Source organism: Photobacterium jeanii (assembly GCF_001650345.1).
GTDB lineage: Bacteria > Pseudomonadota > Gammaproteobacteria > Enterobacterales > Vibrionaceae > Photobacterium > Photobacterium jeanii.
The window spans coordinates 177,283-189,194 of the sequence record NZ_LVHF01000015.1 but is presented as its reverse complement, the minus strand read 5'-3'; the positions used below and the strand labels follow the sequence as shown (position 1 = coordinate 189,194).

At 48.8% G+C, this 11,912-nt stretch carries 8 protein-coding genes; 4 read left to right on the top strand and 4 right to left on the bottom strand.

The annotated features are described in order from the left end of the window. Positions 1 to 165 precede the first annotated feature (165 nt). From A3K86_RS08965 to A3K86_RS08955, 3 genes are all read left to right on the top strand, one after another. Positions 166 to 897 (top strand): glutathione peroxidase, encoded by a 732-nt coding sequence (locus A3K86_RS08965; RefSeq protein ID WP_068330559.1) that lies wholly within the window; start codon positions 166 to 168, stop codon positions 895 to 897. 69 nt (positions 898 to 966) lie between these two features. Beyond that, positions 967 to 2,418, top strand: coding sequence for a dihydrolipoyl dehydrogenase (locus tag A3K86_RS08960; protein ID WP_068330558.1), 1,452 nt, complete (start codon positions 967 to 969; stop codon positions 2,416 to 2,418). A gap of 257 nt (positions 2,419 to 2,675) precedes the next feature. Then, positions 2,676 to 3,011 carry a DUF3624 domain-containing protein gene (locus tag A3K86_RS08955; protein WP_232321942.1) on the top strand — a complete coding sequence of 112 codons (336 nt, stop codon included), beginning with the start codon at positions 2,676 to 2,678 and terminating at the stop codon, positions 3,009 to 3,011. 85 nt (positions 3,012 to 3,096) lie between these two features. On the opposite strand, the gene argH is transcribed toward A3K86_RS08955, so the two are convergent. The 4 genes from argH to argC form a co-directional block, all read right to left on the bottom strand. Beyond that, entirely contained in the window at positions 3,097 to 4,974 is a 1,878-nt protein-coding gene (gene argH / locus A3K86_RS08950; protein WP_068330557.1) for an argininosuccinate lyase, read from the bottom strand. Positions 4,975 to 5,056: 82 nt separating this feature from the next. Next, a complete protein-coding gene (locus A3K86_RS08945; RefSeq protein ID WP_068330556.1) occupies positions 5,057 to 6,265 on the bottom strand; it encodes an argininosuccinate synthase in 1,209 nt (402 codons plus the stop codon). 126 nt (positions 6,266 to 6,391) lie between these two features. Beyond that, complete coding sequence (gene argB, locus A3K86_RS08940; protein ID WP_068330555.1) at positions 6,392 to 7,171, bottom strand: acetylglutamate kinase; 780 nt, start codon at positions 7,169 to 7,171, stop codon at positions 6,392 to 6,394. A gap of 12 nt (positions 7,172 to 7,183) precedes the next feature. After that, positions 7,184 to 8,188: an N-acetyl-gamma-glutamyl-phosphate reductase gene (argC, locus tag A3K86_RS08935; RefSeq protein ID WP_068330554.1), complete on the bottom strand. Its 1,005-nt coding sequence runs from the start codon at positions 8,186 to 8,188 to the stop codon at positions 7,184 to 7,186. Between the two features lie 677 nt (positions 8,189 to 8,865). On the opposite strand from argC, the gene ppc reads away from it, so the two are divergent. After that, positions 8,866 to 11,496, top strand: a complete 2,631-nt coding sequence (ppc, locus tag A3K86_RS08930; protein ID WP_068330553.1) for a phosphoenolpyruvate carboxylase — start codon at positions 8,866 to 8,868, stop codon at positions 11,494 to 11,496. The last annotated feature ends 416 nt before the right edge of the window (positions 11,497 to 11,912 follow it).

Here is an 11,912-nt window from a genome sequence, read left to right as displayed (position 1 = left end):
TACCATCATAGTTGATAGGTAATACCTATCAAAACTATAGCTTTAAACAGTTAGAGCTATCAATAACTTCTCGACATAATACACACATCAACAGGGAACAAGACGAAATAACTTCCGGTTGAAATAGACAACCTAAACTAACAAACACAAATTGAGGATTTTCCTATGTTCGCATCTAAAGAAGGTCAAGCAGTACCACAAGTTACTTTCCCAACTCGCCAAGGTGACCAATGGGTTAACGTAACAACAGAAGAACTATTCGCTAATAAAACTGTGATTGTTTTCAGCCTACCAGGCGCTTTCACACCAACATGTTCTTCTAGCCACCTACCGCGTTACAACGAGCTAGCATCAGTATTTGCTGAGCACGGCGTAGATGACATTCTTTGTGTATCGGTAAACGACACCTTCGTAATGAACGCATGGAAGAATGACCAAGAAGCAGAAAACATCACTTTCATCCCTGACGGTAACGGCGAGTTCACCGATGGCATGGGCATGCTAGTAGACAAAAATGACCTAGGCTTTGGTAAGCGTTCATGGCGTTACAGCATGCTAGTGAAGAACGGCGTAGTAGAGAAAATGTTCATCGAAAACGACGAACCAGGCGACCCGTTCAAAGTATCTGACGCTGACACTATGCTGAGCTACATCGCACCAGAGCACAAACTACAACAGTCAATCACGGTATTTACTAAACCAGGTTGTCCTTTCTGTGCCAAAGCGAAACAAAACCTAATCGACCACGGTCTGCAGTATGAAGAAGTGGTACTAGGTAAAGATGCAACCACAGTAAGCTTACGCGCTATCAGCGGTCGCACTACAGTGCCACAAGTCTTCATCGGTGGTCAGCACATCGGCGGTAGCGAAGAACTAGAAAGCTACCTAAACAAATAAGTTTACGTAACAACAAGTGATTTTAGGTGGGGCGCCTTGGCCCCACCACCCTGCGAGTGGAGAGAAACAATGAAAACCCTGAACGTTGATGTAGCTGTAATTGGTGGTGGTACTGCAGGCTTAGGTGCTTACCGCGCAGCAAAAGCACACACTGATAGTGTTGTGATGATCGAAGGCGGCCCTTACGGCACTACCTGTGCACGTGTTGGTTGTATGCCATCTAAGTTATTAATTGCTGCCGCTGAAAGCGTACATCAAATTGAAAAAGCACCAGCGTTCGGTGTCCACCCGCAAGGTGAAATCCTTATCAACGGTCGCGAAGTGATGGATCGTGTAAAACGTGAACGTGACCGTTTTGTTGGCTTCGTACTTGAAGGCGTAGATGAAATCCCAGCAGAAGACAAAGTTGCTGGCTACGCTCAATTTGTAGATGCCAATACCCTAACCGTAGACGACCACACCACCATCACGGCTAAGCGTATTGTGATTGCGACCGGCTCTCGTCCTGCTTACCCAGCAGTATGGAACGAGCTAGGTGATCGTCTGATCATTAACGATGACGTATTCGAGTGGGACGATCTACCACAATCGGTAGCCGTATTCGGCCCAGGCGTTATCGGTCTAGAGCTAGGTCAAGCCCTAAAGCGTTTAGGTGTTGACGTCACTATGTTTGGCTTAGGTGGTCAAGTCGGTCCGCTAACCGACCCTGAAGTCATGGCTTACGCCGACAAAGCCTTTAACGAAGAATTCTACTTGGATGCTGATGTAAAAGTAGAGAGCATGAAACGCCAAGGCGATCAGGTTGAAATCCAATACCTCGATAAATCAGGCGAGCTAACCACCATCATGGTTGACTACGTCCTAGCAGCAACGGGTCGTCGCCCGAATGTCGACAAACTGGCGATTGAAAATGCCAACCTGACGCTAGATGCACGCGGTGTTCCAGTGGCTGACCACTACACCCTGCAAACATCAGTACCAAGCATTTTCATTGCGGGTGATGCCAGCAACCAGTTACCGCTTTTGCACGAAGCGGCAGACCAAGGTCGTATTGCAGGTGACAACGCAGGTCGCTTCCCAGATATTCGAGCTGGCCTACGTCGCTCAAAAATCTCAGCCGTGTTCTCAGATCCACAAATTGCCATGGTGGGTGAGACGTATAAAGAAATCACAGACCGCCTAGGCTCATGTGGCTGTTTTGAAACCGGCACCGTGTCTTTTGAAAACCAAGGTCGTTCTCGCGTCATGCTACGCAACAAAGGGATGCTGAACGTTTACGGTGAACAAGGTACAGGTCGCTTCTTGGGTGCAGAAATGATGGGCCCGAACGCAGAACACCTTGCCCACCTCCTCGCTTGGGCGCACCAGAACAAGATGACCGTGGCTGAAATGTTAGATATGCCTTTCTACCACCCAGTGATTGAGGAAGGGGTACGTACCGCACTACGCGACCTCAATGCAAAACTGCACCTTGGTCCTGAAATGATCAAGCACTGCCTGGATTGTGGCCCAGGTTGTTAATGCCACAACGATTAGCGGCTGTCCCAACAGCAGTCGCTAATCACTAGCACTATCGGGAAACGTACCTTTACCAATAATAATGATAACGCTATGCGTCAGTAGCGACATGCAACACTAGGTTCACTCTCCACCGAACCTCTCCCCTGCACTTGCCTTCACCCTCAGTGAAGGCTTTTTTTATTCCAATTCATTCCGTCTCAATTCCCTATCCAATGCTGTACGCACTGACTGGATCAGCCCTTCACTCCGTTGGTATCATGTTTGAAAGTAATATTGATAACGGTGTTGAAGTTCAGTGCCACTGTTATCTACAACACTTCACTTTCTTTATTTCAGGATTAACGCTCATGGGCTGCACCACTTGTCGGGATAAACACGCACGCTTTAAGCAAAAGCTTGGACGCTGCAAGCAGTGCATGTGGCAGCTCACCGCTTTGAGTCTGTTTAGCTGGTTGGTGTGGGGATGGCGCTATCGCGAACAACCAACGAGTGTTGAATCCATTACCCTTATTTTTGCTGCCAGCGCCTTTAGTGCACTACTGCTCACCCACTTTGTGGTGGCATTGCATCGTTACCTCAAAAAGAAAGCCTGATCCGAGGGATCAGGCTTTGCCGTTTCAATTGTGTTTACTGGTGCCACAAGTCGTTAAGTACTCACCCTGCTAAGCACTCTCCCTGTTAAGCAACATGCACCGAAGGGATCACTTGTTCATTATCCAGTCTCACTTCCAGTGCCACTTCATCACACGCATGTAAGCGTGGGCAGCGGTCGCAATCTTTCATCACTTTTTCGGGCAGCAGTGACTTCGAGGTTGGCACAAAGGCTTGCTTCATAAAGAACTCAGGCACCCGAGTTAATACAAACACTCGCTTGATCGCCATTTGTGACGCTTTCTCAATCAAGTATTCAACAATGGCCTTTCCTTGCCCTTGGCTCTGCCACCCCGCTTCGACTCCTAGCGAGCGGATTTCTGCCAAACCAGAATCATACACATACAGCGATGCACACCCTGTTACAGTACCGTGGTGCTCCGCCACCGCAAACGAACCAATATCTCGCACCAATTCATTGCGTTTACGAGGAAGGTTCTCACCAAGCCCTGACCAGTACGACACCATGCCTTCAATCGCATCTAAGTCGGTTAACCGCGCACCGCGAACTTTCACTCCCGGAGAGTAGCGTTTTTCAAGTCGTTTTTCTGCTTGGCCAATCGCATGGTCTACTTGGTTAGGAGCAACCCCACCCAAAGCGCACCGTTTTTCCAAACACGACTCGATAGTTAAGATTGGGTACACATCCGCGTCTATCACTGGCGAGAACTGCTGCATTTCCGCTAGCGATAATTCTTCCAACGCGCAGCCCTTCTCAATGGCAGCCACCACGGCGACACCCACGATATGGTGCGCTTCACGGAACGGGATCCCTTTCGCCACTAAATAATCTGCCAACTCGGTGGCGTTAGAATAGCCTTGCATCGCCGCTTCCAAAGTCCGGTCTTTGTTCACCTTGATCCCGTCGAAACAAAGCGCCGCCATTTCCATGCAATCGTGCCAGCTATCGAGGGCGTCGAATAAGCCTTCTTTATCTTCTTGCATGTCTTTGTTGTACGCCAACGGTAGAGCTTTGACTGTCATCATCATCCCAGCCATGGCGCCATAAACCCGACCACACTTACCACGGATCAACTCCAAGGCATCCGGGTTTTTCTTTTGTGGCATCAAAGAAGAGCCCGAGGTGACGGTATCGGCCAATTCGATAAAGTTAGACTCACCCGAGTTATAGAAAATCAAATCTTCAGCTAAACGCGATAAGTGAAGCATCGAAATCGACGCCGTGGATAGCAGCTCCATCACATGGTCACGATCGGAAACCGAATCCAAGCTGTTACGGGTCGCACGATGAAAGCCCAAGCTGTGGGCCAACTCTTCACGATCAATCGGATAAGCGGTGCCCGCCAAAGCCCCCGAGCCTAATGGACACGTATCCAGTCTCGCCAGCGCATCGGTGAGACGAGAATAATCACGCTCGAACATTTCAACATAGGCCAAACACCAATGAGCAAAGGTGACCGGTTGTGCCCGCTGCAAGTGGGTATAGCCCGGAAGAATGGTGGTTTGATGCTCTCTGGCAACCATCACCATTTGGTTTTGCAGCTTATCGAGCATCAAAAGCAGTTGTTGTCCTTGCTGACGGCACCAGAGTTTTAAGTCAGTCGCCACTTGGTCGTTACGCGAACGTCCGGTATGCAGCTTCTTCCCTAAATCTCCCACTTTGCTGATCAACTGTTGTTCAACCCAACTATGAATGTCTTCAGCATCCGAACGTAGGATCTGCTCAGGATCTTCCATCACGGCTAGCTTCAACTCGTTCAACGCTAGCTCGAGCTTTTGCTGCTCTTGCTCGCTGATCACCCCCACTTGGCGTAGCGCTTTCGACCAGGCAATCGAGCCAACGATATCTTGCTCCGCAAGGCGGTAATCAAAACGTAGGGAATCATTAAATTGTTTAAACCGGGTATCAGCTGCCTGACTAAAACGTCCGCCCCATAATGCCATGGTGTCTCTCCTGTCTTACTGCTCGACTTGCTCAAAAGTGCTGGTTATCACCCGCAGACATCCGACTCTGCGGGCAACTTGATTATTGTTTTTGACTGTTTAGCGCACGAATACGACTAGCTAGCGAGTAAAGGCGGATAAAGCCACCAGCATGACTGTGGTCATACACTTCATCTTCACCAAAGGTGGCAAATTCTTCCGAATACAAGCTGTTGAGCGAGCGCTTCTGTACCACAGTAGCTTGACCTTTATACAGTTTCACCACTACCTCACCGCTCACATCCTGAGCAAGTTCTTGTGCCGCTGCCATGATGGAATTGCACAACGGAGTAAACCAACGACCATCGTAAATCAAGTGTGAAGCTCTCAGTCCCAAGCTTTCACGAAACTCGAACGCGTCTTTATCCAGCACCAGTTGCTCTACCGCACGGAGAGCTTCATTGATGATGGTGCCCCCTGGGGTTTCATAGCAGCCACGAGATTTGATCCCTACCAAGCGGTTTTCAACGATATCAATACGTCCTACACCGTGCTCGGCGCCTTTGTCATTTAAGTAAGTCAGGGCGTTGTAGGGGGTCATCGCCTCGCCATCAACAGCAACCACTTCACCTTTATCAATCACAATCGACACAGTTTCGGCTTGGTCTGGCGCTTGCTCAGGATCTTTAGTCCACACCCAGCACAACTCGTTAGGTTGATTCCAGGTTTCTTCTAATACCCCACCTTCGGTAGAGATATGCCACGCATTCGCGTCACGGGAGTAGATTTTCTCAAGCGAAGCGGTACACGGAATATCACGCTCAGCCAAGTAATCGAGCAACGCTTCACGGCTGCGTAAATCCCATTCACGCCATGGCGCAATGACCGTCAGTTGTGGCGCAAGGGCGGCATAAGCACTTTCAAAACGAACCTGATCGTTACCTTTACCGGTACAACCGTGGCACAAAGCATCGGCACCGACGGCCAACGCGCATTCCACCTGCGCTTTAGCAATGATCGGGCGTGCCATTGAGGTGCCCAACAGGTATTTCCCTTCGTAGATCGCACCTGTTTTGAGGCTTGGGTAGATATAATCTGCAACCATCTCTTCTTTAAGGTCGGCGATATGACAGGCCGAAGCCCCCGAGGCGATAGCCTTTTCCTCAATACCTGCCAACTCTTCTTCGCCTTGACCAACATCGGCCACAAACGCGACCACTTCACAGTCGTAATTTTCTTTGAGCCACGGGATGATGGCCGAGGTGTCTAGACCGCCTGAATAGGCTAATACTACTTTCGTTACCTTACTCATATTGCTCTCCTGCTTGCCCTGTCGGCGGTCATACCGCTCAGGCGATTATCAATTATCAAAATAAAATGCTTAATGCGCTGACTAATTTGGGGTTACCTACTTGAGTTATAGACTCACCAACGTCAATCACACTGAAAATTTGGTGCCTATGCTGGTGCCCGCAAATAATGCGGCAAGTTTGTCGGGGTAACGCCAGGTGGCGACTTCAATCGGACGCCCTAACGCCTTGGCAGCCTCAAAGGCAGCTCTAACCTTGACCACCATGCCGTCGGTGATCACCGCTTGTTCAATCAGTGCTTCGGCTTGGCTCTCATTGAGCGACGCAATTAAATGTCCTTTACCGTCAAGCACCCCGCTCACATCGGATAACAACACCAATTCAGCATCCAAAGCCGCCGCTACCGCTACCGCCGCTTGGTCGGCATTGACGTTCATCATCTCGCCATCTGCCGTAAGGCCAATCGAGCTCACAATCGGCACATAACCCGCCGCCATGACTTGGCTAATAAAGCTGCCATCACCTGGCTCGGCTTTGCCCACGGCACCTAGCTCAGGGTCTAATTCACTAACCTGACACAAACCACCATCGGCCAGTGATAGCCCCACCGCTTTCACGCCCGATTTAATTGCATGCCCCTGCAGCATCTTGTTGGCAGTGCCCGCCAGCGCCCCAGTCACAACTTCAATTTGCTCTGGTGGTGTCACTCGTAAACCTTCTTTTTTTACGGTTTCAAGCTGCAACTGAGTCAGTAACTCATCCACCAAGTAACCACCGCCATGCACCAATAACAATGGGCGTGCTGCGCTAATTTGATATTGGTTGATCGCCGCAAACAATTTGCTGAGCGTGTCATGGCACGACAACACCGCGCCGCCTAATTTGATCACTAAAGGAACTGTCTTCATTGGGCGTTATCCTTATACCAAGCCGGCTAACGGCGAGAAATTATTACGAATATTTATGCATTGAATCGCTTGCGATGATGCCCCTTTTAGCAGGTTATCAATCGCCGAGGTTAAAATGATGTGATCACCTTGTAGCTGCCAGCCAATGTCGCAACAGTGAGTATTCACCACGTTATCGAGCTTGGCGCTACTTTGATGCAGCAAGCGCACCGCTGGCTGATTTTGATACGCAGTCGTAAACACATGCGTTACTTGTTCTGCGGTAACACCCGCAGCTAACTTGGCGGTAATCGTGGCCAAAATGCCGCGTTTAAAGTTGCCAAGGTGAGGAGTGAAAATGACATCGCATCCTAAGTGAGTGCTGATCTCAGGTTGATGACGATGGTTGAAAATGCCATAAGCTTGCAGGCTGACTTCGCAAAAGCTATTGGTTAACGATGCTTTGCGTCCAGCCCCTGAGACCCCGCTTACCGCATTAATCACGGGCCACTGCGTAGTATCGAGCAATCCAGCTTGCTGTAGTGGTTTGAGAGCCAGTTGTGACGCCGTAGGATAACAGCCCGGCACCGCCACTAATTGGGCTGTCGCGATCTCGTTCCCATTCCATTCAGCCAAGCCATACACCGCTTGCTCTAAGTACTGTGGATACTGGTGTTCAAAGCCATAGAATTCGGTATAAAACTCATCACTCTTAACGCGGAACGCACCTGACAAATCAAATACCTGACAACCTTGTGCGAGAAAAATTGGGGCAAGATCGTGGCTAACTTGATGCGCGGTAGCGAGCAACACTACCTCAGCGTTTTTTGCCACTTCGCTTGGCTCAATCAGTGGTTGCAGTGGTAAATCGACGATACCTTTTAGCTGACCATGCAGCTCGCTGATCGCTTTATTGGCATCTTGGCTATTGGCAGAAACGTACAGTCCGCCAAGGGCTAACGCCGGATGATGAGTTACAATTTTGGCCAGTTCTGCGCCAGTGTAGCCACTTGCACCTATGATGACGGTGTTCAACATAATCTAAATCCATTTTGGGCGGTGTTAGTTGTATTCTGATGAAGTCAGAGCGAATACTGGCTGAAGGCAGCCAAAAGAAGAGGTGCAGCTGTGGCACCAAGCGATGAGACTTAGCGTCGTCGGAGGGAGTATGTCTTGGTTAGGCTCGCTTGGTTCATGTTAACAATTTCCTACTTTCGTTTATATGGTCATCCTGACCAATGGCATTTATCACATTAAATTATTATTCAACCATCTTGCATTTGTATGTTTACCGATTAATAAAATAACTGTCAACACCTGATGAACAATTAATCGATTTTTATTTTTCTACGCTCAGTGCCGAGATCCTTTCCACACGGTCATTTTTGCCTGTGATTATCCAATTCCTTAGTACGCGTGATTCATCAACCGCTGAAATATTGATGCAACAAGTATCATAATTAACCAACCACATTTTGGCGTGAATTAATACATTTGCTCCAAAAATGCTGATAAAGCACGCAGTAAATGTGCTCATTGACACATTTATTACGGAAATTTGTTACAAAATAGCGTCTAATTCATGATAAAAATCAAAGTAGAATCGGATTTTTGCCCGCAACTTTGAACAAAGTTGACCTTAAAGCGGGATCACAGCTAGATTAACGTTCAGCATTGATGCACTGGATGTAAAAAAATTACGAGATGGATGCGATATGAATGAAAAGTACAGCGCGTTAAAAAGTAACGTCAGCATGCTCGGCCATTTGCTGGGTAACACCATTAAAGATGCCCACGGTGAACCACTACTTGAGAAAGTGGAAACCATACGTAAATTGTCTAAATCCGCTCGCGGCGGTAATAAAGATGACCGTGCCAAACTGATTGATGAGTTGCAGAATCTTCCTGATGACCAACTCCTGCCTGTGGCGCGTGCTTTCAGTCAATTCTTGAATCTGACCAACATCGCAGAGCAATACCACACAGTCTCTCGCCATTGTGATGAGCATATTTGTAGCCCAGACTCCATCGACTCTCTCTTTGGCAAACTACAAGACAACGACATCAGCCAGCTTGATTCCATTCAAGCGGTACGTGAGCTGAATATCGAGCTTGTGCTAACGGCGCACCCTACCGAGATTGCGCGCCGCACCATGATCCACAAGCTGGTTCAAATCAATAAATGCCTTTCTAACCTTGAGCTTAGTGAGCTATCGACCGCCGAACGCCAACGCGTAGAGCAACGTCTTGAGCAGCTTATTGCCCAAGCATGGCACTCAGATGTGATCCGCCAACAACGCCCGACACCGCTTGATGAAGCGAAATGGGGCTACGCGGTTGTTGAAAACTCGCTATGGCAAGCAGTACCTGAATTCCTGCGCCAATTTGATGACAAGCTCAAAAATCACTTAGGTGAAGGCTTGCCACTGGATGCCGCACCAGTGAAATTCTCCTCGTGGATGGGCGGTGACCGCGACGGTAACCCATTCGTAACTTCGAACGTAACTCGTGAAGTCTTGTTGCTATCACGCTGGAAAGCGGCGGATCTCTACCTTGGTGATATCCAAGAGTTGGTGAGCGAGCTTTCAATGGTGAAATGCAACGACGCCGTACGCGAACTGGCAGGCGAAGAGCACGAACCTTACCGTGCGATTGTCAAACAACTACGCACGAAGCTAACCCATACGCGCGATGTACTGGATGCCCGTATCAAAGGCAACCCTGTACCTGCCGGTGCCATCCTCGAACACGCTGACGAGCTGTGGAACCCACTTCATGCGTGTTACCAATCGCTGCACGAATGTGGCATGGGCATTATCGCTGACGGCCTATTACTTGACGTACTTCGCCGTGTGAAATGTTTTGGCGTTCACCTCGTACGTTTGGATATTCGTCAAGAGAGCACCCGTCACTCAGACGTATTATCAGAGCTAACCCGCTATCTAGGGTTAGGCGATTACGATCAGTGGAGCGAACAAGACAAAGTCGCCTTCTTGGTACGCGAGTTGGCATCAAAACGTCCATTACTACCGCGTGACTGGCAACCATCGCCAGACGTACAAGAAGTGATCGAGACTTGTCGTGCGATTGCCGAGCAACCTCGTGAAGCCTTAGGCGCTTACGTGATTTCAATGGCACGTACTGCATCGGATGTACTCGCTGTTCACCTGCTACTACAAGAAGCGGGCTGCCCATTCCGTATGGATGTGTGCCCACTGTTTGAAACCCTCGAAGATTTGAACAATGGCGCGGCAGTTATCAAGCAGCTATTGGACATTGACTGGTACCGTGGCTTCATTCAAAACCACCAAATGGTAATGATTGGCTACTCAGATTCGGCCAAAGACGCAGGGGTAATGGCAGCAGGTTGGGCGCAATATCATGCCATGGAAGCATTGGTTGATATTTGTGAACAAGCAGGCGTTGATATCACCCTATTCCATGGTCGCGGCGGTACGATTGGCCGTGGTGGTGCACCAGCGCACGCAGCACTACTTTCTCAGCCACCACGCAGCCTAAAAGGCGGTCTACGTGTTACTGAGCAAGGCGAAATGATCCGCTTTAAACTGGGTCTGCCTGATGTGGCTGTCAATAGCCTAAGCTTGTACACCAGCGCAATTTTGGAAGCGAACCTGCTACCACCACCTGCACCGAAACAAGAATGGCGCGACCTGATGGAAGTGCTATCGCAAGTCTCGTGCGATGCTTACCGTGCCGTGGTTCGTGGTAACGAAGAATTTGTGCCTTACTTCCGCGCTGCGACACCAGAGCTTGAGCTAGGTAAATTGCCGCTTGGCTCTCGTCCAGCAAAACGTAACCCACAAGGTGGGGTCGAAAGTCTACGTGCGATTCCGTGGATCTTTGCTTGGAGCCAAAACCGCCTGCTACTACCAGCATGGCTAGGTGCAGGTGAAGCGATCCAATATTCCGTTGATAAAGGTCATGAAGAGCTATTAGAGGAGATGTGTCGTGAATGGCCATTCTTCTCAACTCGCTTAGGGATGTTGGAAATGGTGTTTACCAAAACCAATACCGAGATAGCGGAATACTACGATCAGCGCCTGACCGATAAATCACTATGGCCGCTGGGTGAGAAGCTACGTACTCAGCTGCAAAGCGATATCAAAACCGTGCTAAACGTTGATAACAACGACCACCTGATGGAACAAGACCCATGGGGTGCGGAAGCAATCCGTTTGCGTAACATCTATGTTGAGCCACTCAACATGCTGCAAGCCGAGTTACTGTACCGTACTCGTGCTCAAGGTGAGATCTCACCAATGCTGGAAGAAGCATTGATGGTGACCATCGCAGGTATCGCTACTGGTATGCGTAACACAGGTTAATTAGCCTCAACACTGACTAAGATGCTATGTAAAAGGTCGCGCAAGCGGCCTTTTTTATTCTCTGCAACATTCAAAACTTCGTCCTACCTCTCAAGCAAACATTGCTAACCAACTCACATCATCACTCTCATTTATATTTTTATCACTTATGAGACAAATTGATGATGACGATATGCATTATGATGTTTACATCCTCTTGTGAAAGTGGATGAATCAAAACAATTTGCACTGCTAAATAGGATTATCGATATGGATAAAGGTCACAAGATGAGCATTTTATAGCTTAATCATGTGAATACTACTCTATTGAGGTATCCGTACTGAGTGTATTGATGATACTCTATGTGATCTCGGTCAGGCACTGAAACAGGTTGATTATAAGAACGCCAAAGAGCGAAGGGTAAGCCTGGTTTGAT

What these genes read in the sequence shown, in the direction of transcription:
- A3K86_RS08965 (WP_068330559.1), top strand. Translation starts at nt 166, where the DNA reads ATGTTCGCATCTAAAGAAGGTCAAGCAGTACCACAAGTTACTTTCCCA.
- A3K86_RS08960 (WP_068330558.1), top strand. Translation starts at nt 967, where the DNA reads ATGAAAACCCTGAACGTTGATGTAGCTGTAATTGGTGGTGGTACTGCA.
- A3K86_RS08955 (WP_232321942.1), top strand. Translation starts at nt 2,676, where the DNA reads ATGTTTGAAAGTAATATTGATAACGGTGTTGAAGTTCAGTGCCACTGT.
- argH (WP_068330557.1), bottom strand. Translation starts at nt 4,974, where the DNA reads ATGGCATTATGGGGCGGACGTTTTAGTCAGGCAGCTGATACCCGGTTT.
- A3K86_RS08945 (WP_068330556.1), bottom strand. Translation starts at nt 6,265, where the DNA reads ATGAGTAAGGTAACGAAAGTAGTATTAGCCTATTCAGGCGGTCTAGAC.
- argB (WP_068330555.1), bottom strand. Translation starts at nt 7,171, where the DNA reads ATGAAGACAGTTCCTTTAGTGATCAAATTAGGCGGCGCGGTGTTGTCG.
- argC (WP_068330554.1), bottom strand. Translation starts at nt 8,188, where the DNA reads ATGTTGAACACCGTCATCATAGGTGCAAGTGGCTACACTGGCGCAGAA.
- ppc (WP_068330553.1), top strand. Translation starts at nt 8,866, where the DNA reads ATGAATGAAAAGTACAGCGCGTTAAAAAGTAACGTCAGCATGCTCGGC.